This is a genomic window from Acidimicrobiia bacterium, from assembly GCA_036396535.1.
GTDB lineage: Bacteria > Actinomycetota > Acidimicrobiia > Spongiisociales > UBA5794 > DASWKR01.
In genome coordinates, this window is record DASWKR010000051.1 from 48,096 (window position 1) to 72,585 (window position 24,490).

At 66.6% G+C, this 24,490-nt stretch carries 24 protein-coding genes; 6 read left to right on the forward strand and 18 right to left on the reverse strand.

Annotation, left to right across the window (positions count from 1 at the left end):
* Positions 1-2 precede the first annotated feature (2 nt).
* From kdpC to VGC47_08910, 7 genes are all read right to left on the reverse strand, one after another.
* Positions 3-575 carry a K(+)-transporting ATPase subunit C gene (kdpC, locus tag VGC47_08880; protein HEX9855414.1) on the reverse strand — a complete coding sequence of 191 codons (573 nt, stop codon included), beginning with the start codon at positions 573-575 and terminating at the stop codon, positions 3-5.
* Positions 572-2,632, reverse strand: coding sequence for a potassium-transporting ATPase subunit KdpB (kdpB, locus tag VGC47_08885; protein ID HEX9855415.1), 2,061 nt, complete (start codon positions 2,630-2,632; stop codon positions 572-574). Before kdpB ends, kdpC begins: the two co-directional genes overlap by 4 nt.
* A gap of 5 nt (positions 2,633-2,637) precedes the next feature.
* The gene (kdpA, locus tag VGC47_08890) at positions 2,638-4,347 is read right to left on the reverse strand and encodes a potassium-transporting ATPase subunit KdpA (protein ID HEX9855416.1); all 1,710 of its coding nucleotides are present in this window, start codon (positions 4,345-4,347) and stop codon (positions 2,638-2,640) included.
* Position 4,348: 1 nt separating this feature from the next.
* A complete protein-coding gene (gene kdpF / locus VGC47_08895; GenBank protein HEX9855417.1) occupies positions 4,349-4,438 on the reverse strand; it encodes a K(+)-transporting ATPase subunit F in 90 nt (29 codons plus the stop codon).
* Positions 4,435-4,617, reverse strand: coding sequence for a hypothetical protein (locus VGC47_08900; GenBank protein ID HEX9855418.1), 183 nt, complete (start codon positions 4,615-4,617; stop codon positions 4,435-4,437). The genes kdpF and VGC47_08900 overlap by 4 nt, the downstream gene beginning before the upstream one ends.
* Positions 4,618-4,720: 103 nt before the next feature.
* On the reverse strand, positions 4,721-7,057 hold the full coding sequence (locus VGC47_08905) for an APC family permease (protein HEX9855419.1): 2,337 nt from the start codon (positions 7,055-7,057) through the stop codon (positions 4,721-4,723).
* Positions 7,058-7,243: 186 nt separating this feature from the next.
* Entirely contained in the window at positions 7,244-7,546 is a 303-nt protein-coding gene (locus tag VGC47_08910; protein HEX9855420.1) for a hypothetical protein, read from the reverse strand.
* A gap of 137 nt (positions 7,547-7,683) precedes the next feature.
* Between VGC47_08910 and VGC47_08915 the strand changes: the two genes are divergently transcribed.
* Positions 7,684-8,037: a TfoX/Sxy family protein gene (locus tag VGC47_08915; GenBank protein HEX9855421.1), complete on the forward strand. Its 354-nt coding sequence runs from the start codon at positions 7,684-7,686 to the stop codon at positions 8,035-8,037.
* 238 nt (positions 8,038-8,275) lie between these two features.
* Here the strand turns inward: VGC47_08915 and VGC47_08920 are convergent, their stop codons facing one another.
* The 6 genes from VGC47_08920 to VGC47_08945 form a co-directional block, all read right to left on the reverse strand.
* Positions 8,276-8,689, reverse strand: a complete 414-nt coding sequence (locus VGC47_08920; protein ID HEX9855422.1) for an aromatic ring-opening dioxygenase LigA — start codon at positions 8,687-8,689, stop codon at positions 8,276-8,278.
* A 180-nt stretch (positions 8,690-8,869) separates the two neighbouring features.
* Positions 8,870-9,232 carry a hypothetical protein gene (locus VGC47_08925; protein HEX9855423.1) on the reverse strand — a complete coding sequence of 121 codons (363 nt, stop codon included), beginning with the start codon at positions 9,230-9,232 and terminating at the stop codon, positions 8,870-8,872.
* 188 nt (positions 9,233-9,420) lie between these two features.
* The gene (locus VGC47_08930; protein ID HEX9855424.1) at positions 9,421-10,560 is read right to left on the reverse strand and encodes an adenylate/guanylate cyclase domain-containing protein; all 1,140 of its coding nucleotides are present in this window, start codon (positions 10,558-10,560) and stop codon (positions 9,421-9,423) included.
* A 381-nt stretch (positions 10,561-10,941) separates the two neighbouring features.
* Positions 10,942-13,422, reverse strand: coding sequence for an ABC transporter permease (locus VGC47_08935; GenBank protein HEX9855425.1), 2,481 nt, complete (start codon positions 13,420-13,422; stop codon positions 10,942-10,944).
* The gene (locus tag VGC47_08940) at positions 13,422-14,144 is read right to left on the reverse strand and encodes an ABC transporter ATP-binding protein (protein ID HEX9855426.1); all 723 of its coding nucleotides are present in this window, start codon (positions 14,142-14,144) and stop codon (positions 13,422-13,424) included. Before VGC47_08940 ends, VGC47_08935 begins: the two co-directional genes overlap by 1 nt.
* Positions 14,141-14,722: a PadR family transcriptional regulator gene (locus tag VGC47_08945; GenBank protein HEX9855427.1), complete on the reverse strand. Its 582-nt coding sequence runs from the start codon at positions 14,720-14,722 to the stop codon at positions 14,141-14,143. The genes VGC47_08940 and VGC47_08945 overlap by 4 nt, the downstream gene beginning before the upstream one ends.
* A 237-nt stretch (positions 14,723-14,959) precedes the next feature.
* Between VGC47_08945 and VGC47_08950 the strand changes: the two genes are divergently transcribed.
* On the forward strand, positions 14,960-15,121 hold the full coding sequence (locus VGC47_08950; GenBank protein ID HEX9855428.1) for a hypothetical protein: 162 nt from the start codon (positions 14,960-14,962) through the stop codon (positions 15,119-15,121).
* 116 nt (positions 15,122-15,237) lie between these two features.
* On the opposite strand, the gene VGC47_08955 is transcribed toward VGC47_08950, so the two are convergent.
* Entirely contained in the window at positions 15,238-17,811 is a 2,574-nt protein-coding gene (locus VGC47_08955; protein HEX9855429.1) for an adenylate/guanylate cyclase domain-containing protein, read from the reverse strand.
* 234 nt (positions 17,812-18,045) lie between these two features.
* Here VGC47_08955 and VGC47_08960 point away from each other — a divergent pair, with 234 nt between their 5' ends.
* Positions 18,046-19,341, forward strand: coding sequence for an adenylate/guanylate cyclase domain-containing protein (locus VGC47_08960; protein HEX9855430.1), 1,296 nt, complete (start codon positions 18,046-18,048; stop codon positions 19,339-19,341).
* A gap of 73 nt (positions 19,342-19,414) precedes the next feature.
* On the opposite strand, the gene VGC47_08965 is transcribed toward VGC47_08960, so the two are convergent.
* The 4 genes from VGC47_08965 to VGC47_08980 form a co-directional block, all read right to left on the reverse strand.
* Entirely contained in the window at positions 19,415-19,912 is a 498-nt protein-coding gene (locus tag VGC47_08965; GenBank protein ID HEX9855431.1) for a DinB family protein, read from the reverse strand.
* A gap of 67 nt (positions 19,913-19,979) precedes the next feature.
* Positions 19,980-20,243, reverse strand: a complete 264-nt coding sequence (locus VGC47_08970; GenBank protein HEX9855432.1) for a GYD domain-containing protein — start codon at positions 20,241-20,243, stop codon at positions 19,980-19,982.
* Positions 20,244-20,761: 518 nt separating this feature from the next.
* The gene (locus VGC47_08975; GenBank protein HEX9855433.1) at positions 20,762-21,520 is read right to left on the reverse strand and encodes a metalloregulator ArsR/SmtB family transcription factor; all 759 of its coding nucleotides are present in this window, start codon (positions 21,518-21,520) and stop codon (positions 20,762-20,764) included.
* A gap of 122 nt (positions 21,521-21,642) precedes the next feature.
* Positions 21,643-22,062, reverse strand: a complete 420-nt coding sequence (locus VGC47_08980) for a PPOX class F420-dependent oxidoreductase (GenBank protein HEX9855434.1) — start codon at positions 22,060-22,062, stop codon at positions 21,643-21,645.
* A gap of 109 nt (positions 22,063-22,171) precedes the next feature.
* Here VGC47_08980 and VGC47_08985 point away from each other — a divergent pair, with 109 nt between their 5' ends.
* The 3 genes from VGC47_08985 to VGC47_08995 all read left to right on the forward strand — a co-directional run bounded on the left by VGC47_08985 (position 22,172) and on the right by VGC47_08995 (position 24,457).
* Positions 22,172-22,780, forward strand: coding sequence for a hypothetical protein (locus VGC47_08985; protein ID HEX9855435.1), 609 nt, complete (start codon positions 22,172-22,174; stop codon positions 22,778-22,780).
* Positions 22,781-22,808: 28 nt separating this feature from the next.
* Positions 22,809-22,952, forward strand: a complete 144-nt coding sequence (locus VGC47_08990; protein HEX9855436.1) for a hypothetical protein — start codon at positions 22,809-22,811, stop codon at positions 22,950-22,952.
* A gap of 884 nt (positions 22,953-23,836) precedes the next feature.
* Positions 23,837-24,457: a hypothetical protein gene (locus VGC47_08995; GenBank protein HEX9855437.1), complete on the forward strand. Its 621-nt coding sequence runs from the start codon at positions 23,837-23,839 to the stop codon at positions 24,455-24,457.
* The last annotated feature ends 33 nt before the right edge of the window (positions 24,458-24,490 follow it).

Below are 24,490 nucleotides of genomic sequence, written 5' to 3' on the forward strand. Positions count from 1 at the left end.
GATCATGACAACGCGTCGAGCGCCAGATTCAGTCGCAGCACATTCACGCCGGGCTCACCCAAGAGACCGAGGCCTCTGGAATCCGTGTTGCGACGGATGAGATCGAGCACGACCTCTACGTCGAGTCGGCGAGCCTCCGCGACACGGGCGGCTTGCAGGGTGGCGTTGCTCGATGAGATGTGAGGGTCGAGGCCCGAGGCGGAGGCGGTGACCGCATCGATCGGCACGAGGACCCCGGCGCCCAACCCGTTCACCGATCGGTACTCCGAGACGCGCTCGGCCACCGAATCGAGCAGCTCTGGGCTGGAGGGGCCGAGATTGCTGCCCGAGCTCGCCGATCCGTCGTAGCCGCCACCGGCTGCCGACGGTCGCGAGTGGAAGTACTGCGGCTCGGAGAAGACCTGCCCGAGCAGGCCGGATCCGACGAGTCCCGCATCGTCGTCGATCAAGGAGCCGTCGGCATCATGACCCAAGCCGACCTGGGCGACCCCTGTGACGAGGAGCGGGTAGGCGAGTCCCGTCAGAATCGTGAAGGCGAGGAGCATGCGCAGCGCCGGCATCAGCTGGCGTCTCATAACCCGATCCCCAGCCCTTGGATGATCGAGTCGATGAGCTTGATTCCGACGAACGGTGTGATCAGACCGCCGAGAGCGTAGATGCCGAGGTTGCGTCTGAGCATCACGACGGCACTCTCGGCGCGGAATCTCACACCGCGCAGAGCCAGCGGTATGAGGGCGACGATCACCAGAGCGTTGAAGACGACGGCCGACAAGATGGCGCTGCGTGGCGTGGCGAGATTCATCACGTCGAGTCGATCGAGCACCGGGAAGACCCCCGAGAACATCGCCGGGATGATGGCGAAGTACTTTGCGACGTCATTCGAGATGGAGAACGTCGTGAGCGCACCCCGGGTGATGAGGAGTTGCTTGCCGATCTCGACGATCTCGATGAGCTTGGTCGGGTTCGAGTCGAGGTCGACCATGTTCCCGGCTTCCTTCGCAGCTTGCGTTCCAGTGTTCATCGCCACACCGACGTCGGCCTGAGCAAGAGCAGGGGCATCGTTCGTCCCGTCGCCGGTCATCGCGACCAGCCGACCACCTGCCTGCTCACGCCGGATGAGGGCCATCTTCTGCTCTGGCGTTGCCTCGGCGAGGAAGTCATCGACACCTGCCTCATCTGCGATGGCGCGCGCCGTGAGCGGGTTGTCGCCCGTGATCATCACCGTGCGGATCCCCATCGAACGGAGCTGGTCGAAACGGCTGCGAATCCCTTCCTTGACCACGTCCTTGAGATGGATCACCCCGAGCACGTCGTCGCCGTCTACGACGACAAGCGGAGTTCCTCCGCCGGTGGCGACGCCTTCGACGAGGGCATCGAGCGCTCCAGGAATCTGCCCACCTCGCTCGGCCACCCATCGCTTGACCGCATCGGCCGCTCCCTTGCGCACAGGACGGCCGTCGATGTCCACACCGCTCATCCTGGTTTGAGCGCTGAATGCGACGAGGTCGGCGTGCGAGACGTCTCGCTCTCGCAGATTGAACCGTCTCTTCGCCAGCACGACTATCGACCGGCCCTCGGGCGTCTCGTCGGCGAGGCTCGCCAGCTGGGCGGCCGCAGCGAGGCGTTCCTCGGTCACATCCGGCAGTGGGAGAAACTCCGCAGCCTGCCTGTTGCCGAGTGTGATGGTGCCGGTCTTGTCGAGCAGGAGCGTCGAGCAGTCACCGGCTGCCTCGACCGCCCTCCCGGAGAGGGCCAACACGTTGTGCTGCACCAGTCGATCCATCCCTGCGATGCCGATGGCAGACAGCAGGGCGCCGATGGTCGTCGGGATCAGGGTGACCAGCAGAGCAACCAGGACGATGACGTCCTGTTCTGCGCCGGAATAGATGGCGAGGGGCTGCAGCGTCACCGTGACGAGCAGGAAAACGATGGTGAGCGCCGCCAGGAGTATGTTGAGGGCGATCTCGTTCGGTGTCTTCTGCCGGCTGGCGCCTTCCACGAGCGCGATCATCCTGTCGAGGAAGGTCTCGCCGGGGCGGGCCGTTATCCGGACGACGATCTTGTCCGACAACAGACGTGTCCCTCCGGTGACGGCCGACCTGTCGCCGCCTGCCTCGCGGATGACGGGTGCCGACTCGCCTGTGATGGCTGACTCGTCGACCGATGCGATCCCCTCGATGATCTCGCCATCCGATGGGATGAGCTCCCCAGCTGATACGACTACGACGTCGTCTACCTCGAGCTGCGACGACGGGAGCTGATCCACGTGACCGTCCGGATGGCGGCGGTTGGCCATCGTTGTCGAGCGAGTCCTCCGCAAGTTCTCGGCCTGAGCTTTGCCCCTGCCTTCCGCCATGGCCTCGGCGAGGTTGGCGAACAGCAACGTGAACCACAGCCAGGCAGTCACGAGTCCGGCGAAGACGTCGTCCCCGCCTTCGCCCTCTCCGTAGCGTCGGATGAAGAGAGCCGTCGTCAGGACGCTGCCGACCAGCACGACGAACATCACCGGGTTGCGGGCCTGCACTCGGGGGTCGAGCTTCCTGAAGCTGCCTGCGACGGCGCCGCCCAGGATCGACAGATCGAGGACGGAGCGTCTCGTGACGCGCCCTGTGTGCCTCGTGGTCGCCGGCATCTCCCTCATAGCGAGAGGTGCTCGACGATCGGTCCGAGGGCCAGCGCCGGGAAGAAGGTGAGGCCCGCCACGACGACCACCACTCCAACGATGAGACCACAGAAGAGGGGGGTGTGGGTCGGAAAGGTCCCCGCCGTGGCAGGCGCCACTTGCTTGCTCGCCATGGTGGCGGCGATGCCGAGCACCGGCATGATGAGGAAGAAGCGGCCGACGAGCATCGACAGCCCAATCGTCGTGTCGTACCAGGCAGTCGCAGAGTCGAGTCCGGCGAAAGCCGATCCGTTGTTGTTGGCTCCCGAGGCGTAGGCGTACAGAATCTCGGACAACCCGTGGGGGCCGGGGTTCGCTCGGGAGGCGAGAGCGCCTTCCAGCATCACGGAGGCGGCGGCGAATGTGAGGAGGGCGACGGGCATCGCCAGTATGTAGAGGGCGACCATCTTCATCTCGGCGGCTTGGATCTTCTTGCCGAGGTACTCGGGCGTCCGCCCGACCATGAGGCCTGCCAGGAACACCGCGAGGATGGCGAAGACGAGTAGACCATTGAGCCCAACCCCGACTCCGCCGGGGCTCACCTCACCCAACAGAATGTGCATGAGAGCGAGCCCGCCGCCGAACGCCGTCATGCTGTCGTGCGTGCAGTCGATCGAGCCGTTGGACGTTCCGGTGGTGCTCGCCGCCCACAACCCGCATGCCGCCGAACCGAAGCGAACCTCCTTGCCCTCCATGCTGCCGCCGCCCTGGTCGGCCGCTGCGGTCTGAGCCACACCCAGCGCCTCGAGACGAGGGTTGCCGTTGGTCTCCAGTTGCATCACCGAGACCGCCATCGCCACCCAGACGAGGAACATGACGGCGAAAACAGCCCATCCCTGGCGTCGATCGTCGACCAAGTGGCCGAAGGCGAGGGCGAGGGCGAATGGGACGACGAGGATCGCCCAGTTTTCGATCATGTTGCTGAGAGGTGTCGGATTCTCGAACGGGTGTGACGAGTTGGCATTGAAGAACCCGCCTCCGTTGGTTCCGAGCTGCTTGATGGCGACTTGGCTCGCCACGGGCCCGCCCGGAATCGACTGGCCGGCTCCCTCGACCGTCGTCACCTCGGTGTAGCCGTTCAGGTTCTGGATGACGCCTTGACCGACGAGGAGGATGGCGAGGACAAACGAGAGCGGGAGCAGGATGCGAACGGTGGTTCGTGTGAGGTCGACCCAGAAGTTGCCCAGGGTCGAGGCGCGCCGTCTGACCAGTCCCCGAATGAAGGCCGCCATCACCGCCATTCCCGCGGCTGCCGACGCGAAGTTCTGTACGGCAAGGCCGGTCATCTGCGTGAGGTGGCTCATCGTCGTCTCGCCGCCATACGACTGCCAGTTGGTGTTCGTCATAAAGCTGACTGCGGCGTTGAACGAGATGTGGGGGACGACCGCCGGCGCCTTCGTCGGGTTGAGGGGAAGCGAGCCCTGGAGCCGCTGCAGGGCGTAGAGCGTCAGGAAGGACACTGCGCTGAATGCGAGCACCGAGTACGCGTATGCCGTCCAGCGCTGCTCCCGGGCAGCATCGATTCGACACACTCGGTAGATGAGCCGCTCGAGGGGGTCGAACAGACGGTCCCCCGGGCTCGTTCCGCCGCCGTACACACGAGCCATGTAGCGACCCAGGGGCACCGCGCCGACGACCACGGCCGCGATCAATGCAACGAGCCCAGCCCAGGCTGTCAACGACATGTCAGAACTTCTCGGGAAACAGCAGCGCCGCGAGGAGGTACCCGGCCAGCACCACGCCGAGGACGAGGCCGACGATGTTCTCGGCGCTCAAAGTGACGAGTCGTCGGGACGCGCCTCGTGGTCCTCGACGGCCCGAACGATCCGATCGAGGCCCCTCACATAGGCCACGCACAGTGCGAAGAACGTCAACCCGATGACGATGAATGCAACGTCCGGCACTCCAGACTCCCACCCGGCCGGCTGGATGCCGGCGACGTTCACATGGTCCACAGGGCACGGACACATGCAATGGGTTTGACGGGTTCCTTGCGCGCCGGTTCGCCGACTTCACCGGGACTTAGCGGGCCGTGATGTTCATCGAGATTCCGGACGCCTACCCGTCCGGCGTGTCGGCGTCGGGCCCGGCACGCTCGACGGTGCGCAGATCGCCGTTGCTGCGCAGGTGGTAAGGAACGCTGGTCACCGCGATCCCCGCCTCCCCGGCGAGGGTTGCCTTGATGGCGAGGCCCGTCTGGTTGTGGAGAAGCTGCGGAACTCGACCTGGCACGACGAACTCCGGGATGACCGCCGTTATCAACGTTCCGGGCACCGCGGCACGTCTCCGTTCGCGAACGTACCGAACGAGCGGGTCGACGATGCTGCGGTACGGGCTGGCGACGATGACCAGAGGTATCTGGTAGCCGGCATCCTGCCACTGACTCTCCAGCCTCTGTCTCTGGTCCGCATCCACGTCGATGTGAATCGCCGTGACCGGTGGACCGAGACGCTGAGCGTATGCCAGGGTCTCCCTGATCGGCCTCGTCAAGTCGGAGATGAGAACCACCTGTTCGATGCGTCCGATGGGGATCTGGACCAAGCGGCTCCGTCGCGACCGTCGCAACACGTTGAGGTCGGTGACGACGACACCCGGCTCGAAGAGCAGTCGGGACTTGATCGCCAGACTGTGCCGGTGGGCGAACGGGGCGAGGATCGAGCGGATCCGTACTCTGTCGGCGAGGATCACAGTGATGATGGTGTCGGGGTGGGCGTCTCGTTCGAGGCGGACCCGCTCGACGACCCTTTTCGAGATGGAATCGCGCTCCCCAGGGATGATCTCGAGCGCGTAGCCGGGATGGGCGGAGTCCCATGCGTACACGAGGTCGTCCGACCGGGGCTCCTCGGCGTGGACGCAGCTCAGCGCCTCAGAGTTGATGAGCTCCGCGTAGCGCAGGGCACGGTCGGTTCCCTCGTCGTGGTGGGCGACGAGCACGATGAGCCTCGTCGGACGGGACTCTGCGGTGACTGGGACCTGCCTGAGCTGGGTCGCCACGCTCATGTAGTGCCGGCGGATGGTCAACATCAGGGCCACGAGGGTGGGCACGATGAGGATGACGATCCATGCCCCATGCACGAACTTCACGGTCGCCACGACGATCAGAACGACGCCGGTGGTGAACGCCCCGACCGAGTTGATGATCACCGACCGCCTCCACTGCGGCTCCCTGGTTCTCACCCAATGTCGCACCATGCCTGCCTGGCTGAGAGTGAAGGCGGTGAAGACGCCCACCACGTAGAGCTGGATGAGGCGGCTCACTTCCGCGTCGAACACGACGAGCAGGATCGACGCCATCACCGCAAGCGTCACGACCCCATTCGAGAAGACGAGGCGATCGCCTCGATTGAGGTACTGCCGAGGCATCAGCTTGTGCCGCGCGAGGATCGCCGAAAGTCGCGGAAAGTCCTGGTACGCCGTGTTGGCGGCCAGTATGAGGATGGCCGCCGTGAACACCTGCAGGGCGTAGAAGCCGGCTCCCTCGTTGAAGACGGCGCGGCCGATCTGCGAGACAACGGTCCCGTACTGGTCGATCGTGCCCTCGGAGATCCGTACGTCGAACCATCGGGCCAGCGTCGAGATCCCCAAGAACATCGAGATCGAGATGACGCCCATGATCCCGAGCGTCGTCGCCGCGTTGTGTGCCTTCGGCTCGCGGAATGCCTGCACCCCGTTGGCGATCGCCTCGACGCCGGTGAGGGCGGTCGAGCCCGAGGCGAACGCCCGGAGGACCAGAAAGATCCCGAGGGCGCCAACTTCCGGCTCTAAGGCGGCCCCGGACGAGATGGCGTTCGGACATTCGCCGTCGAGGCAGGCCGCGAATCCTACGAAGAGCATGACCCCGACGGTCGCCACGAACAGATAGGTGGGAGCAGCGAAGATGGTCGAAGCCTCCTTGACCCCGCGCAAGTTGGCGATGGTCAACAGGAGCACGAAGAGGAGAGCAATCTCGACGCGCCATGGGATGAGGTCGGGGGCGGCCGAGGTGATGGCGGCGACACCGGCCGCAACGGATACGGAAACGGTCAGCACATAGTCGGTGAGGAGGGCAGACGCCGCAACCGTCCCGGTCCGGATGCCGAGGTTGTCGTTCGAGACGATGAAGGCTCCACCACCGTCGGGGTACGCCTTGATCGTCTGCCGGTACGAGACGATCACGATGAACAGAAGGATCGCGATTGCCAGCGACAAGGGCGCCAACGCGCTGAAGGCAGCCGTGCCGGCGAGCGCCAGCACGAGCATCGCCTCCTCGGTCGCGTACGCCACGGAGGAGAGCGGATCGGATGCGAACACGGGGAGCGCCAGCCGTTTGGGAAGCAACTGTTGGTGCTCTTCGAAGGTGGCGAAGGGCCTGCCGAAGAGTCTCCGCTTGAGACTCACGTTGGATCGACCTGTCAACGGTCTTCCTCTCGTTGCGAGGCGCTCTCGCGCTGGACGCAATCCGGCTCCGAGAAACAGAACACGCCGCCCGAATCGGACGGCGCGTTTCCAAGTGTTGTCGCCTCCGGGTTCTCAGTCGTCCGGCGTTAACGCGTTGCTAGCGCATCTCGGAACGACCCTGACACGGAAATGACGTCGGTCGACTCACCGAAGGGCCAGCGCCATGACGGCAACGCCGGCAAGGCCGGCCAGAATGGAGAGAACGAGGAGCAAGTCCCACCGCAACGCCAGAGCGGGTTCGGTCTCTTCGACTACGCGGTGAGCCAAGCTCGCTGCCAAGCGGGCCGCGACAGCCGTGACGAGTCCTCCTCCGACCACTTCGGCCACGGCTGGATGGCCCGACGAAACAGCGACGACAGACACCGTCGATGCCCCGACCACGATGGCCGTCGCCAGCCCGCCGCCATGCGGTGACCTCGCCGGACCCATGAGATCGATGTAACGCACCAACGCTCGGCTGACAACGGTGCTTGACGTACTCGTGCCGCCTCGGGGTCGACATGCAACGCCGTCTTGACGGCCACATCCACGACGGTGCCCGTTTACCACGCGATGCCGGCGCCGCGGATGCGACGATGCCGGTGGTGACCAGGCGTAGCATCTCGGCCATGGCGTACAACCAGGGTCTGGCGGACGACATCCGCGCCCACCTCGGGGCCATGAAGGGCCTGTCCGAGAAGGAGATGTTCGGCGGGATCGCCTTCTTGGTGAACGGGAACATGGCCGTTGGCGTCAGCGCCGACGACCTCATGGTCAGAGTCGGCAAGGAAGCCCACGACGAGGCAGTGGCTCGACCGGGCGCCCGGATGTTCGATCTGTCCGCCAGGCCGATGCGCGGCTGGATCGTCGTCTCGCCCGAGGGGATCGCCTCCGACGCCGACCTCGCCTCGTGGATCGACCAGGGCGTCGCATTCGCCGAGAACCTGCCGCCGAAGTGATCGCCGACCCTCGTCGGCATCGCACACCCTGAGCTCGCGCCCGACGCCCCCACATCAACGCCTTCGGCCGGCGCGCCTTCGGTCGAGTCGGTCGTCCGGCCGTCTCACGCCATCAGCGTCACCGCGGACCCGATCGAAGCCACGTCGAGCTGCGTCTGGTTGTCTCCTGGCGGGTCCCAGCGATCCGGGCGATCTCGACGGAGCCTCCTCCGCTGACGAGCTCGGTCTTCGAATCTCGCTACATGCCGCGGCCGGCTCGCCCCGCGACGTCCCTGATACCCAAACCGATGAGTATGAACAAGATCCCGGTGAGGATCGCCATTCCGGCCACCCCAAACGCCACCACCGAGGTGAACAGTGAGGCCTGCAGGAATGCCGCGCTCGCCGCGGTCGCACGCAGCGGGTCATCTCGCTCGAGCTCGGAGTAGTGCAGGCCGCCGGTGGCCTCGAGGGCGTGCTTATCGATGACCTTGGCCTGGCAGTACGCGCTGAACGGCCCGTTCACCTCGTCACCGCCGAGACACGATGCATCGTCGGCGACCGTGATCTCCTGTTCGTCGAGCGTGTTGCTCACCACGACCCAGGTCGCGATCCCTCCGACGATGAGCAGCGCGCCGATCACGATCGAAGCGATGAAGGCGGTCTTTCTCATCCTCGCACCTTCCTGTTGCTGCCCATCACAATACGCCGCGCTCGCCCGTGGACAGTGATTGGACGCCTCCCTTAGCGGGCGCGTCACTGCTCCGGAGATGGGGTTCGCAGGGTCACCGTCGGCCCGGTCGGCCAGCCTGGCGCCGATCACCGGCCGGCACTGACGCCGGATTCTCGACGGTCAGGCTTGCCTGGCGTCGCGCCGTTCCTGATCGGCCGCTTCGCGCGCTTCGCGGCGAGCCCGATCTGTCACCTCGCGCTCCGCCCGGCGCGCCTGGGTCGCCAGCTCGCGCTCGGCTCGGCGTGCCCGGTCGGCCGCCTCACGCTCGTCGCGGCGCGCCCGGTCCGCCGCCTCACGCTCCAGCGCCTCCCCCGAATGGAGGCGGTCACGCTCGGCCGCTCGCTCTTCGTCGTCGCGGGCGCGACCGATCAGGCGCTCTTCTTCATGGCCGGCACGCTCGGCCAGCCTCTCTTGGTCGTTCCGAGCCCGTTCGTTCAGGCGCTCGTCACGCTCCCGTTTGGCCTTCGACCGCTCGTCATCCATGATCTCTTTCGGCCTCCATCGGCAACCGCGCTATCGCTCAGGAACATACACGCTAACGACCACAACGACCCCGGTCGCACGTGCCGGCCCGATGCGCCGCCTCCTTGAACCCTCCGCTCCGCCGGGAGCGTGCCGGGGACGCCAAGAGCGGAAATGTTGAGCGAGCGTCGCAGGGTTGTGACTTCCAGTCACGGGCCGCGCTGCGACTGGAGCACGGCTTCTGTCCCGTGCCCGTCGCCGACCTTGGGCCCGAGCATCAGATAGGCCTGCAAGACACCCTTACCCTTGACCTCGATCGGGCCGCGGGGCTCGAACGCGAAGCGGTCACGCAGAAGCTCGAAGGCACGTTGGGTCACCTGGATCCTCCCGGGAACACCGTGGGACTGCATACGGCTCGCCGTGTTGACCGTGTCGCCCCACAGGTCATACGCGAACTTGCGCTTCCCGATGACGCCCGCAGTGACCGGCCCCACATCCATCCCGACACGCAAGACCAGCGACTCACGCACCCGTGGCGCCTGCTCGACCATCTCGATCGCCATCCGGGCGGCCGCCCCGGCGGGGTCGGGCACCGGGACCGGCACACCGCTGACCGCCATATACGCATCGCCGATGGTCTTGATCTTCTCCAGTCCCCAGCGGTCGGCGAGGGCGTCGAACGCAGAGAACAGATCGTCCAGCATCTCAACGATCTCCTCGGGTGACAAGCTCTCGGAGATCGGTGTGAAGTCGACGACGTCTGCGAAGAGCACCGCCACCTCTTCGACGCGGTCGGCAATCCGCCCCTCGCCGGCTTTGAGCCGCCTGGCGGTCGATGCGGGCAGCACGTTCAGCAAGAGGCGCTCGGAGCGGTCGCGCTCCGTCGCCAGGCCTCCCATGAAGTAGCGCAGGACGAAGTAGACGACTCCGGAGACCGTTCCGATGTTGACCACGAAGAAGACCAGGTTGAGCACCGCCGGAATCGGGGCTGGATCGAGGAGGGGCTCGGCGATCCCTGACAGGATGACCACCAGCGTGTAGGCGACGAACCACCGAATGGGATGGCGAGTGAAGATCAAGGCTCCGAGGGCGGCAACGAGAGCCCAGAGGATCACACCACTCGATGCCACGAATCCACCGAGGCTGACCTGAAGCAGAGGCGGCAGGGTGAGCCAGAGGACGAAATGTAGCCGGACGAACCGGTCGAAGTCGCCACCTCTGGACAACAGGGTCAAGCTGACGATGGCGACGATCTGGTAGGCGAACGGGATCCCCATCGACACGTAGAGCCCGAGCAGCGCATACGTGCCGACCCATACCACGCTGAGCACGGCGATGAGCACGACCACCAACGTGAGGGCGGCCTTCTTGAGCCGCTCTTGCTCGGAGTCCTCTTCATGGATACCGACATCAGCAAGCCGTCCGACCCAGCCGGGCAGGCGTCCCAGCCATCCCGGGCGCGGGGCTTGCCCGTCGTCGCGGGCTCCAAGAGCATCAGACGTTTGCGTCCTCCTCGGCTCGATCGCGCTGAGTCTACGGAGACCCCCGATTCGGCACGGGCGCTGCCGGGTCGGGTGCCACCCGCGGCTCAACGGCCCTACTCGCCGGGCCGCACTTCCACAGCGGCGTCACGACCGGCGGCGGCCCATCGGGGCGCGTGAAGCGGAGTCGCTTCACGGCTTCTCGATCGACGAATCCGCGCAGGGACGGCGATCACGACGCGACCACCTTCATCCGACCGGCTTCCGGCTGACCACCGGCGGTTCGCGGCCGGCCAGGAGCCAGCCTGCGAGCGCCGCGGCCGTGGGCGTGCCGGCAGCGATGAGCACGAGATGGAGGACCGGTAGCCGGACGAGGGTGTCGACGGCGTCGAGGTATCCGGCGCCGAGGACGATGAAGGAGGCGGCTCCGCCGAGGGCGACGCCTAGGGCCGCCAAGGCGCCGGCCGTGGTGGCGGTCACGGCTCGTCGAATCGTGCTCGTCGCCCCGGTCGCCGTCAGGATCCGGAGGTCGCCGGCCGCCTCGCTGCGGATCAGCCCGACGGTCATCGCAAGCACCCCAAGGGCGAGGAGCATCCCGATGGCCGTCGCTCCCGAACGCAGCCTGGCCAGACCGGTCTGGTGGTCGCGGGTCTCGATGGTGAGTCCGCCGCCGGCCGCCAGGTCACGCGACGCCATCAGCTCTTCGCTGGTGAGAGCGTGGCCTGACTCGATGAGCCACCGGCCCGATCCGACTGCTTCCAGGCCGAGCCTGCCCAGGGCCTCGGGGATGATGAACGTGCCGGGCAGCGACGTGTAGGTGGAGGAAAGGGCGGCGACACCGGTGAGGATCTCGATCCTCTCCATCTCGGTGCCGGGTCGTGCCTTGCCCAGGATGCTCAGCTCGCCGGACTCGCTGGTCACGATATCCGTCTCGGGGTCGAGGGCGCCCACGTCGAGCCCGTGCAGTGCGAGTATCTGGGGCGAGGCGACGTACAGGAGCGACAGATCTCCCCACCCGTCGTCGATCCTCCTGGCGATTGTGGCTGCAATGCGGCCGACGAAGGTCGAGTCGTTCTCGATGGTCGGATCGACGGCGACATTCAACGCGATGGCGCTGGATTCGTCGAGTGATTCGACGAGGTCGTCGACGCTTGCTTCGAGGACGGCGAGGTGCGCGGCGTCTGGGATGAATGGTCCGTCGAAGTCGGCCGTGCGAACAAGGAGCTGGTTGTCGGCGAGGTTGCCGGCTTCGGCGGTGTGTTGTGCCGCGGTCGCGGCGACGACGATCGCAATCGGAATACCCAGAGCCAGCGTGATGGCGGCCAGCGCCGCCGCCGACCGTGACTGGTATCGCGCCAGGTCGCGCAGCGCCACCCGAGCTGCGATCGGGAAGGGAGCGGCCTGCGACGCCAAGGCACGGATCGCCAGCGGGCTTGCCAGCAGGACACCCACGACGACTGCCACGGTGCCGCCAGCTACCAGACCGACGTCGCCCCAATGGACTGCTCTGTCGTCGGCTACCGGGCCCGCCATGGAAAGGGCGACGACACCTGACGAAACGAGGATCCCGGCCAGCGCGGCCGACCGTTGGATCGCCTGCGGTCGCTCCGGTCGCCCCGACAGCGCGTGCACGATCGAACCCCGGGACGCCATCCGGGCCGGCCACCACGCGGCTCCGGTGGCGGACAGCACACCCAAGACCATGACGGTCGCGATCAGCGACCAGGGCAAGTCGAAGCGGGCTACGCGGTATCCGACGGCGGCCTCGAGCCGCGGCTGCGCCGCGATCCATCCCGCGACGCCAATCGCCGTCCCCGCCACCGCGGCAACGGCGCCTACCACGGCACCGTTCGCCACCAGGGCCAGCCGAAGATGACGCTCGGTTGCCCCGATCGCCGCCAACATGCCGAGCTGGCGCCGCCGGCGCTGCGCGATGACCATGAAACCTGCCGATGCCAGCAGGCCTACCAGCAACAGGGCAACGGTCGTGACGCCGAGCAGGCCGACCGCGACGGCTATCGCAACACCGGGGCCTCCCCGCGACGAGATCTTCCTGTCACCGCCACCCGGCGGCCGGAAGGAGAGCACCGCGTCCTCGTCGGCGTCGACCAAGATCGTGATCGAGCCCAACTCGACGTCGACGGTGGGCGCTATCAAGACGAACTCGTCGTCCAGGTCGCTCGGGTTCTCGACGATGCCGACCACCGTCCGCGTGGTCCCGTCCAAGTCGAACGCGGCGCCGATTCCGGCTGTGTACTCGTCGGCCACCTCGTCGGTGACCGCCAGCTCGGCTCCGTCGCCGGGGTAGCGCCCCTCCACCACGGTCAGTAGTGGCGCGCCGTAGGCGCCGGTCGGATCCTGAACGCGGTACTCGAGGAGCTCGAACCGCCCCGGTACGGAGACGGGGATGTGACCGATGACGTCGACCGTCCCGAACCAATCCTCGGCGGCTGCTGCGTTGGCAACGAGCGCCTGACTGTCGGGGCCGTCGAAGCTGAAGAAGTGGTTGCCGGTGCCGAACTCGGCGTTTCCCGCTACCGGAGCGAGGTTGTAGCCAGCGGTCCCCACCCCGACGGCGGCGGCCACCGCCAGTGTGAGCAGCGACAACACGAGCACCTGCTGTCGCCACTCCTGACGGAACATGCGCAACGCCCAGCGAATCAGCGCCCGCCGGGCGGCACCACCAGTGTCACCGGCCGATCCGGTCGCGTCGGCCCCGGCCGTGCCCATCAACCGAGACCCGATGCCAGCAGCGAGTCCGGACCGGACGGCGGCGTGGTCTGGTCGACGACTCGTCCGTCGCGCAGGAAGACGACCCGATCGGCCCACGACGCCAGTTGGGCGTCATGGGTCACGACTACGCCGGCCACGCCACCCTGGCATGTGGCTCGCACCAAGCGCATGACGGCCTCGCCGCTGACCGAGTCGAGGGCACCGGTCGGCTCGTCGGCAAGCAAGAGCTGGCGGTCCCCGACCACTGCCCGGGCGATCGCCACCCTCTGGCGCTCGCCGCCGGACAGATCGTCGGGAAACCGTTCCGCCTTGTCGGCAACGCCGAGAGCTTCAAGCCCGAGCATGCCGGCGGCGCGGGCACGGCGCGCTCTCATGCCGTCGAGCTCGAGCGGCATCGTGACGTTCTCCAGAGCGGTCAGCCCGCCGAGCAGGTTGAAGTCCTGAAAGACATATCCGATCGAGCGGCGCCGCAGCCTCGCCCGGGCGTCGAGCGCCAGCTCCGAGACGTCCGATCCACCGACCACCACTTCGCCACTGGTTGCATCTTCGAGGCTTCCGGCGATGGTCAGCAGGGTGCTCTTGCCGGACCCACTCGGCCCCATCACGGCGACCAACTCGCCCGGCTCGACTGACAGATCGATGTCGCGGAGCGCCTGCACTTCGGCGGCCCCCGATCCGTAGATCTTGGAGACCTTGCGTAGCTCGAGCAACGCGGTCATCGCCCACCTGCCCGGGCCGGCTGTGGACCGACGCGCTCGACCCCATCGGGCACGACTCCAACGGTCGGGCGCCGGCTGAGTCGAGCGTCGGCGGCGTCCAGCCACCGCACCACCCCTTCCAGCCGAAACAGTTCGGCATCCACCACGAGGGCCAGCCCCACGTCGTCGTCGGTTGCTTGCGCCTTGACTCTGGTGTATCGCTGCATCGTCTCCACCGAGTGCCGGCGGTGGGCCTGGATGACCTCGTGGACGTCGATCCCCGGAACCCGCAGCGCCACCGAGACCTTGATCACCAACTCGTCACGCGGCGGAGGCTCCGTCCCCGGCGGGGTGCGGAGCCACTCGTCGAGCCCGCGGCGACCCGACGGGGTGATGGCATAAGCCTTCTGCGGACCTTCGCCTGCGTCGTCGTCGCCCTCGACGAGGCCGTCGCGCTCGAGCCGCTGCAGCGTCGTGTACACCTGCCCGACGTTCAATGGCCACACTTCACCGGTTCTCGACTCGAATTCCTGCTGCAGCCGCAGGCCGTACATCGGTCCTTCGCTCAGTACGGCCAGCAGCGCGTGACGAACACTCATGACCTCTTCCTCGTCGGTATACCAAGTATCATACTCAGTATACACGAGGGAACGGTCGAGGAGGCCGTCAATGATCGTTCACATCTCGCACGAGTGGACCACGGCCGGCAACGCCGACGTCTACGACGGCGACTCGGCACGACCATCGTTCCAAGCATCATCGCCGCAGTTGTCCCCAGGCTGAGAGGCGGGGACATACTGTGGCGCCGAGCCACTGCGAGTACCGAAGTCGACTTCGTGGCGGTGGTGATCTTCGACGACTGGTCGGCGGCGGAGAGCTCCGCGGGCCCCGGTGGGACGATCTCAGTCGTGCCACCCGCGGCTCAGCAACTCCTGTCGCGTCAAGACCAGCACTCGCAGCACGACGACACCGTCGCCAGGCACTCGTCCGGCTTCTGATCGACCTGGTCGTGGCGTCGATGCAGATCTCTGCCTCCGCGACGCCATGACCTCTTGTCGAGCGACCGATCCGCCTGCGTCTCCCGCACGGCCGGCGCGCTCTCGGGGCGGCGCTCTCAGCCCCTTGCGCCGGCCAGGGCGGTCCGGGTCGACTCGATGAGCTCGGCCATACCGATCCGACGGCCGTCACTGTGAACCGCCTCGAACGCTTCGCCGCCGAGATGGGCTCTGGCAGCCTCGACCGCAACCTCCGCCTGTTGGATGTCTTCGAACCAGAAGGCCAAGCCCAGCCGCTCGAAGGCAGCCTCGGATGCGGCGATCAGGACGACCCCGCTCTCAGTCCGGCCCCGTGCGACCTCGAGGGACCCGATGCAGTGAGAACACGAGGCGATTCCCTCTTGGTAGCGGGCACCGACCATGAACTCGAACGCCTCGCCAAAGGCGACGGCCGCATCTTCGAGGCGACCCACCATCAGATAGGCGAGACCGAGGTTCCATCGCATCCAGGCGATGAGGAGGCCGTAGTCGTGGCGCTCCGCTTCGGCGAGGGTTTCCTCCCGGAGGCGGATCAGCGAGTCGAAGTCACCGATCTGCCCGTCGATGAAGCTCACAGAGAGCATCGCCACCAGCCGACCCACCGGGTCGTCGAGACGCTCGAAGATGACCAGCGCCCGGTCGAGCAAGGTTCGTGCTTCACCGGGGTCCTCGAGAACGCCGGCGAGGAATGTGGCGGCCAAAGCCTCCCCGTGCTCGTTGCCGCGCTGCCGGAACCCGTCGAGAGCGGCCCGCACCCTCTCGGCGGCCACCGCCGTGTCGCCCCGCTGGATCGACGTGAAGCCGACCAGCCAGTCGAGTGCCGGGCCCTCCGCCCTGCTGTCTACCCGCTGCAGCCAGCTAACGAGATCAGACAGCCGATCGCCGTTGTACCAGTAGATCCAGATATCGAGGAGCACGTCGGCCATGTCGGCCGCCCGGCCGCTCTCGATGGTCCACTCCATGGCCGCGATGAGGTTGGCGTGATCGACCACGATCTCGGCGTCGGCATCACCCGAAGTCTCGAGGCGGCGACGCATCGATGGAGCGTTGCCCACGTAGGAGTCGACGAGGCGGTCGCGCGTGGATCCCGTCTCACCGGCAGCCTCGAGCAGCTCAGCGCCGTACTCGCGCAACAACGAGAGTTGCCGGAATCGTGTCCCACCGGGGAGGTCGGTGATGGCGTGGACCAGTGAGGTGTCGACGAGGGCCTCGATGTCCTCGAGCAGCGAGCCCTCCTGCCCGACGGCGCAGACCTGCTCCAACATGGCCAGGGAGGCCCCGGCCGGCAGGGCAGACAGACGGGCGAACACCGACTGCTGGCTCGGCTTGGTGGCCTGAAGGCTCCAGTCGATGGTGCTGCGGATCGTGCGATGACGCTCCGGGGCGTCCGCTCCCGCGGTGCCCAGAGCGTCGAGGGAGCGAGAGAGCATGCGGTCGAGGTCCGCCAGACTGAGCATCCTCGTCCTTGCCGCAACCAGTTCGATGGCGAGGGGGAGCCCGTCGAGACGGCGACAGATCGACCGGACCAGCGGTTCATCCGAGTCCGTGAGGGTGATGCCCTGCACCGAGGCCCGGTCGATGAACATGGCGACGGCCGGGCTCGCCTCGTCGTCACCGGCGACGGGCAGGGGAGAGATCCGACAGATCCGCTCGGCGGCGATTCCGAGCGGGGTGCGGCTGGTGGCTATGAGACGGAGGTCCGGACAGCAGGCGAGGAGTCGGGCGATCACGGGGCTGGCGTCGACCACGTGCTCGAAATTGTCGACGACGACCAAGGTCGACGTAGTCAGCCCTTCAGCCACGAGGTCCACGATGTCGGCGGTTCCCTCGGGATGGATGCCGACCGATTCGGCAAAGGCGAGGGCGACCCCGTCGGGACCGGAGACAGGGGCCAGGTCGGCGAAGTAGATGCCGCCGGGCATCGCGGTCTCGAAGCGCCGGGCGGTCTCGACAGCCAGCCTGGTCTTGCCGATCCCGCCGGCCCCGTGCAACGTGACCAGGCGGGCTCCATCCTCGAGCATCCCGGCGAGCCGATCCACGTCCGGCCCTCGGCCGAAGAAGCCGGTGTTGAAGGTGGGGAGGGGCCGACCGCGGGTCTTGGCGCTTCGCGGCGGCGGGAAGTTGTCGGGCAGACCCGGGATCACCAGTTGGAACACACGTTCCTCACGAGTGATCCCCCGCAACTGCTGCCGCCCGAGATCGATGAAGCCCAGCTCGTCGGGGAGGCGTCCTTGGACGAGGGCACGGGTCGACTCCGAGAGGAGCACCTGGCCACCATGCGCCATCGCCTCGAGACGTGCCGCCCGATTCACATCCGGCCCGTAGAAGTCGCCGTCCCGGCTCTCCACCACACCGGTGCTGAGGGCTATCCGCACCAGGAGTTGCCCCACTCCCCCCGGCCAGTCTTCCTCGTGAAGCGCACGTTGGATCGCCGACGACGCCTCAACCGCCCTGGTCGGGTCGTCGAAGACGAACATGAACCCATCACCCTTGTCCTTGACCACCCGTCCGTCGAAACGGCCGACGGTCTCGGTCAGGATTTGGTTGTGTCGGGCATGGGCCACCCTCATCGCGTCGCCCTGGCCATCCCAGAGCCTGGTACTTCCTTCGATGTCGGTGAAGACGACGGTGATCGGTGTCGACGAACCCTGCATGCCGGCCGAGAGTGTATCGGCAGGTCGAGACGCAGACGGGCCGCGCCGGCGGGCAAGCTGGATGGGTCACTCCCGTTGGACTCCGTCGAGCGCTGCTCCTTCGGGTTCCGCCGTCGGGCGGGACGTCAGCCAGGCGACCGCCTGTCCCTGCAGCGCATGCGTGCCCATGCCCGATCTCGACCGCGTCGGACCCCGACTCGAAGACCTGTTCAGCACGACCGGTAGGCTGGCCGTATGGTGGGATTGATCGATCGCGGTGCCCTCCACCCCTTGACCGTCGGATTCCTCGACGCCGAGCTCGAGCATCGGTACCAGGTCGAGGAGGGTGCGGTCGCCGCCGGCGGCTATCGAATCATCTGCGCCGCATCGATCGTTGCCTGGCTGGCGGCGAGCGTGCTCGTCCCGCTCGGCACCGACCTGTCGTTCGGTCTCACCATCGCCGTCGGTGGTTCGATGGCTGCAGTCAGCACGCTGTGCTTGCTGTTGGGTCGCTGGGCGGCCACATTGAACCGGCAGCACCTCGTCGCGTCGTTGCTCACCGCGGCGAACGGCCTGGTCATCATCGGGCTGGCAAGGGTTGCCGACTTCTTCGAGGGGTACGCGGTGGCCGGGATCATGATCCTGTTCGTCTTCGGCTTCGTCTCCCGAACCCGGTTCGTCTTCGCCGCCCTCCGCACCGTCATCATCGCCGCCGGGTTCTTCGTCGCGGTAGCGGCGTTCGACGGCGATGGCAGCCTCGTGGTCGACAGCTTCTTCTTCGTGCTGGCTGCGGTCGGCACGCTCCTCGCCCTGCGCCTGCTCGAGCACGACCGGCGCCGTGTGTGGTACCAGCAGCTCGTGATCGTCGACCAGGCCGAAGCGATCGACGAGGAGCGCCGCACCTCCGACCGGCTCCTCCTCAACATCCTTCCCGCATCCGTCTCGGAGCGTCTCAAGGGAGGCGAGTTCCCGATCGCCGACAGCTTCCCTTCCGTCTCGATCGTCTTCGCCGACATCGTCGGGTTCACGCCGCTCTCCGCCCGTCTGTCCCCCTCTGAGGTGATTGCCATGCTGAGTGGGCTGTACTCGCACTTCGACGATCTCGTCACCGCCCGCGGCCTGGAGAAAATCAAGACCATCGGCGACGCCTACATGGCGGTGGGAGGCCTGCCGGAGCCCCTCACGGACCACGCCGAGCGGGTCGTCGATCTGGCACTGGCGATGGTGGCCGCCGGTGCGGCGGGCGACTGGCCCGAGGTATCGCTGCGCGTCGGCGTCCATTCGGGCCCGGCAGCCGGTGGTGTCATCGGCAGTCGGAAGTTCGCTTACGACGTATGGGGAGACACGGTCAACATAGCCGCGAGGTTGGAGCAGAGCGGGGTGGCCGGGCGGGTCCACGTCAGTGAGCAGACCCGCCTCATGGTGAACGGCCGGTTTGTCTTCGAGCCGTGCGGTCCCGTCGAGCTCCGAGGCCTGGGGAGGGTGCCCACCTACCTGGTGGTCGGTCCGGCCTCCGGCGCGACGGCAAGCGGGACAACCACTCGAGGGTGATGTGACACGGCTCCTCCGGGTCGGCCTGCCTCGGGTTGGGTTCGGCGATGCCCCTCGACGTCACCCGGGTCCGTCAGTCCCAGAGGTCGATCTGCGGAAGACCGGCGATCCCCAGAGTCTGCGACAGCTCGCCGCAGTGGTAGACGTCATGGCTGAAGACCCGCTGGATGACCGAGCCGCGGGTGTGCACCCAGTCCTCGCCGTAGTCCTCGCGACGGAGCTCTTCGGCGAGCATGCCCACGGTCCATCTGTCCAGACACTTCTCGACGATGCGGAAAGACGAGTTCAGAGCCTCGATGAGCTCATCGGCGTCGAGCGGGTGGTCGAGGTCGTCGTCCCCGGGGCAGTTGTGGGCGGCGTCGGTGAACGGCGTGGTCTCGGCGCCGGGCTCCCCGGCGAAGTCGCACAGCCAGAACACTCGCTGGCAGGCGGTGTGGCCCACAGTCGCCCAGATCGGCCAACGCTCGGGCGACGCCCGAATCGCCAGCTCCTCATCGGTCATCGCCGCAACGACGCCGCGGAGGCGCCGGTTGTACTGGGGCCACATGCCGTAGGCCGGTCGGATCGTCACGTTGCCCATCCCGTCACCGCTCTCCGGCCTGCTCTGCGCCATCGTTCGATTGCGGTCGACGATGGAACTACAGCTCGGTCAACAGCTCGAGGAATTCGTCCCGATCCACTGCGGGCATCGTTTCGGACTTGGCGCCGATCAGATTGCCTATTTTTGCCGCGACCTTCATCGCAGCTCGGTTGTCCGGACACTCGACGACAGCCAAAACGTCGTGGGCGCCCAGAAGGCCATAGACCGCAAGGATCTCACAGCTCTCGGCTGCGACGATCTCCTGCGCTTTGCCGAACCGCTCCGGGCCACCACCTTCGATCGCCCCGGTGTACTTGAACAAGCTCACATACTTGGGAATCGGATTCTCCTTTGATCGTCGATCATTCGGACCGTGGTCCGACGTCGTACCTCTGCCACGGCTCTGATGCTGGCACGAAGGATCGGCTCGTCGTCACGTGCCCGGGAGGCTGTTCACCTCGCCCGCGCCCTGGTAGAGCGCCCGCCTGCCGAGGCCGGGCTCGTTCCGCGCTGCGGGTCGGCTTCACGTCGTGATGGAGTATGTACTCCATCTGGTCTCCTCGTTCCGCCGTGGGTACGCGGAGCATAGGCACCGGGTTCGGGAGATGGCAGGTGCAGGACGGGGGATCCTTCCACCACGAGGTCGGCGCAGACGTCGTGTGCTCCGCCGCACCACCATGGTCCTCGCTTACGGCGAGGTCACATTCACTCACACCCGCCACCGGTTCTGAGTGCCGGTCAGCGGCCTTCCCAGAACACGTCCCAGAGCCCGCTGATCGTGCATGGCGAAGCAGTGCCGGGTGGGCTCCCCGGTCACGCCGGGGAGCCCACCCTCTCACGTCACGCCGGAGTCGGTCCGGGGATCTGACGCAGGACCACATCCCAGCCGGTGTCGTACTCATCGCGCAGGGCGGGCCCGCTGGGGCCACGGGCCTCCCACCCGTCGTGAACCAACGTCACCTCGGTCCCCTCGGCCGTCGCTCGGAACGTGATCTCGAGGTGGGTCGACTGTGAGGCAGCCATGCCCGGGTGCCAGGTCAGCGCAAGCCGCGCCGCCGGCTGCCAGGCCGTGATCTCGCCCCAGTCGTGCTCGACACCATCGCGGGTCACCTCGTAGATGCGCCCACCCTGTCCGGGTTCGACCGCCACTCGATCGGCGTCGCTGCCGCCCACGGAGTGGGTCTGCTTCGGCCACCACTCATCGATCCGACTCGTGAACAGCTCGAAGACCACACCGGGTTCCCCCTGCACCGTGATCGTCTTGACGACCGGCTCGATCTGAACCATCTCCATCGCATCCTCCATCTCTCTCTCAACGAAGCCGGCGAACCGACCCATGGCGGTGTCCCACATCTCGTCGACGGCGGCGCGGAGGGCGGCCATCCCCTCCGCGTCCACCGAGTAGACGTGGCGGTTGCCCACCGTGGTGACTCGGGCGAGCCGAGCGTCCACGAGCACCTTGAGGTGCTGTGACACTGCCGGCCGACTCACGGGCAGCTGCTCGGCCAGCTCTCCCACCGACCGGGGCCGGTCAAGGAGCAGTTGGTAGATCCGGCGCCTCGTGGGTGCCGCCAGCGCCTCGAACTGTTCGCCGCTCATGATGAGGACAGTAAGGAATCACTTACCGTAAGTCAACCCTTACCACGCGCTTTCTACGGATCACGGTCCCGGTGGCTGGTGGACCGCCCACGGAGCGATCGATCGATTGGATGGCGGCGGTCTCAGAAGTCGTGGCCCCAAGGGCCTACGCCGTAGATCCGGTCGACGCTGACCCGGACCACGAAGCCGGCCGGCACGTCGCGCATCGGGAACTTCTCGCCGGGACCGACGTAGAAATGGGCGAGGTGATCCATCCACTCGAGGGCCCCGCCGGCCGTGACACGCCCCCGGCCCGTGATCACGGCGTAGGGGTGGAGCGCACCGCTCGAGCTCTCTTTGGCCTGGAATGAGACGACGACCCTGGAGTCGCGGCGGATGCTCTCCAGCTTGTGCTGGTCGGGGAACGTGGCGAATACCAACTCGTCACCGTCGAAACCGGCCCACACCAGGGTCACGTGCGGAGTGCCGTCAGGGTCGAGCGTGACCAGGTGCCCCAATGGGCCGGTTGCGACCAGATCGCGAACCGACTGTGGGATCTCCATGCGCACCGACGCTACACGACCGTCGGCCACCACCGCATCGCCCGAGACCGGAGCCCTAGGGTGCGACGGTCGCTGCGGACCATTGCGGCGCAAGTCCTGGAGGTCGGTCATGACCGGAAACGCGAGTTCGGACGGCGGCTACGGCAGGAGGGTCTTGGTCCTCTTGGCGGTCGTCCTCGCCGCGGTGTGGGGAGTGGCCGTGCTCTTCCACCCGTCCTCCTACACCGGTACCAGCAACGCCCGCTGGCTCGGCATCCACTACCTGCAGCTGTTCATTGCTCCGTTCGTCGCCATCGGAGTGCTCCACGTCCTCGACGGCATCTCCGGTGCCTGGGCGCTCGTCGCAAGGATCAGCATCGTGGCCTGGGCGGCGTGGTTCTCGGCCTTCGACGCCGTCGCTGGCATCGCCACCGGGATCCTCTCCGGGGAAGGCGAGATGACGGCGGCCGATGCGCTGTTCGACAGCGGCGCCGTCGGGGGCACAATGTCGCTGCTCGGTGTCCTCGGCCAGGGCATGTGGCTGATCGTGGCACTCGCCGCCGGGCTCGCCTTGAGACGCTCCGGCGCCAAGACGATCACCTATGTGGCGATGTTCGTGTCGGCGTTGATTTTCTTCCATCTCGGCCCGGCGGCCGCCGGTTACCTGGCCCTCGCCGTGGCGCTGTGGACCGCGCTCCCCGCGACGCAAGGGGCGCCGGTGCCCCGCACTACGACATGAGAGCAATGGGCGAAAAGGAGCTTTCCCGGTGGCAACGGCCCTCGGAGGGCTCATCGCCTCGGCCACCAGCATCAGGACCACGTTCTTTGTCGGCGCCGGTCTGATCGCGGCGCTGTTGCCGTTTCTCATCTTCGTGACAAACAGGCACAGCTTGAGCGCGTCACAGGTGTGACCCCGGATCCTCCCGCGAATCCCGCATCAGCGTCGGCCCTGACCCGGGGCGGACGGCAACATCGTCGCTTCGATCCGGGATTGGACGCTGACCGAGCCAAGGACGCCGACCAGGGCGATGAGGCACAGTGGCGATGCCTGAGTAGTGTTGGAGGTCCATGACGTGGCCCCCGGGACTCGTCAACCGTCGATCCAGGAACCGATTAGGGCCGACGTGTTCTATGAAGGGTGTCGATGGTGACGCGAGTTCGGGTTGACGTGGTGGTTGTCGGCGGGGGTCAGGCAGGTCTCGGCGTCGCATATCACCTTGTCGAGTCTGGCGTTGACGTCCTTGTGCTGGAACAGGGCCGGGTGGGGGAGACTTGGCGTTCACAGCGGTGGGACAGCTTCTGTCTGAACACCCCGAATTGGATGAATGGGCTTCCGGGAGCGGAATACGCCGGGCCTGATCCGTTTGGTTTCATGACGCATGTGGAGTTGGCCGAATCGTTCGAAGAGTATGTGGATCGGTTCGACCTGCCGGTTCGCACCGGCGTGACGGTGACGGGTGTCGGTCCGGCTCGCGATCACGGGCGCTATCTGGTTACCGGGCGAGGCGACGGCGAGACCGTGGCCTACCTCGCCGACTCGGTGGTCGTTGCGTCCGGGATCCTGCAGTCGCCTCGCATTCCTCCGATCAGTTCGAAGATCCCCGACAACGTCGTCCAGCTGCACACCGGGACGTACCGGTCGCCGGACCTACTGCCCGCCGGGGCCGTTGTCGTGGTCGGAGGTGGTCAATCAGGCGGCCAGATCGTGGAAGACCTCCTCGATGCAGGCCGCATCGTGTATTTCTCGATCAGCAGCGCGCCCCGTGTCCCTCGAAGCTACCGGGGACGAGACTTCATGGACTGGTGGCTCGAGATGGGGATGTGGGACGTCGCAACGGACGACGTAGACGATCCGGCAACGTTGAAGGCGATCAACCCGCTGGTCTCGGGCGTCGGGCCGCGGGGTCACAGCGTCAGCTATCAACAACTCGCCCGAAGTGGTGCCCGCTTGATGGGGCGTCTCGAAGATGTTGTTGGAGGCGAACTCATCACCGATGACCGCGTCATCGAGTACATCCGGAATGCCGACGCTCGCTCCAAGGAGATGAGCGACAAGATCGACGCTCACATCGAGGAGACGAGCCCCGGCGTCGTCGGCAGGGTGCCCGATCCTGCCGACGTGCCACTGCCACCTCACGAGGACGTGGACTTTCTCACCACATTGAACCTCGAGGAGGCGAACGTCGCTGCGATCGTTTGGTCCACCGGGTTCACGGCGGACTTCTCCTGGATTGACCTCCCCGTCACCGACGACACCGGAAGACCGGTACACAGCAACGGTATCAGCGATGTCCCTGGTATCTATTTCGTCGGGTTTCCGTGGCTCTCAAAACGCAAGTCCGGTGTCATTCTCGGCATCGATGAGGACGCACAGCGCATCACCGACGCGATCCTCCACCAAACCCAGATCGCCTGAGAGGAACACCAGGTCCATGACCCGTCAACCGGC

Bases quoted from the DNA above. Each gene is read 5' to 3' on its own strand.
- VGC47_08940 (HEX9855426.1), bottom strand. From the start codon at position 14,144: ATGACCGCGTTGCTCGAGCTACGCAAGGTCTCCAAGATCTACGGATCG.
- VGC47_08985 (HEX9855435.1), top strand. From the start codon at position 22,172: ATGACCGGAAACGCGAGTTCGGACGGCGGCTACGGCAGGAGGGTCTTG.
- kdpA (HEX9855416.1), bottom strand. From the start codon at position 4,347: ATGTCGTTGACAGCCTGGGCTGGGCTCGTTGCATTGATCGCGGCCGTG.
- VGC47_08920 (HEX9855422.1), bottom strand. From the start codon at position 8,689: ATGAGAAAGACCGCCTTCATCGCTTCGATCGTGATCGGCGCGCTGCTC.
- VGC47_08980 (HEX9855434.1), bottom strand. From the start codon at position 22,062: ATGGAGATCCCACAGTCGGTTCGCGATCTGGTCGCAACCGGCCCATTG.
- VGC47_08945 (HEX9855427.1), bottom strand. From the start codon at position 14,722: ATGAGTGTTCGTCACGCGCTGCTGGCCGTACTGAGCGAAGGACCGATG.
- VGC47_08995 (HEX9855437.1), top strand. From the start codon at position 23,837: ATGGACTGGTGGCTCGAGATGGGGATGTGGGACGTCGCAACGGACGAC.
- kdpC (HEX9855414.1), bottom strand. From the start codon at position 575: ATGAGACGCCAGCTGATGCCGGCGCTGCGCATGCTCCTCGCCTTCACG.
- VGC47_08925 (HEX9855423.1), bottom strand. From the start codon at position 9,232: ATGGATGACGAGCGGTCGAAGGCCAAACGGGAGCGTGACGAGCGCCTG.
- VGC47_08960 (HEX9855430.1), top strand. From the start codon at position 18,046: ATGGTGGGATTGATCGATCGCGGTGCCCTCCACCCCTTGACCGTCGGA.
- VGC47_08935 (HEX9855425.1), bottom strand. From the start codon at position 13,422: ATGGGCACGGCCGGGGCCGACGCGACCGGATCGGCCGGTGACACTGGT.
- kdpB (HEX9855415.1), bottom strand. From the start codon at position 2,632: ATGCCGGCGACCACGAGGCACACAGGGCGCGTCACGAGACGCTCCGTC.
- VGC47_08975 (HEX9855433.1), bottom strand. From the start codon at position 21,520: ATGAGCGGCGAACAGTTCGAGGCGCTGGCGGCACCCACGAGGCGCCGG.
- VGC47_08955 (HEX9855429.1), bottom strand. From the start codon at position 17,811: ATGCAGGGTTCGTCGACACCGATCACCGTCGTCTTCACCGACATCGAA.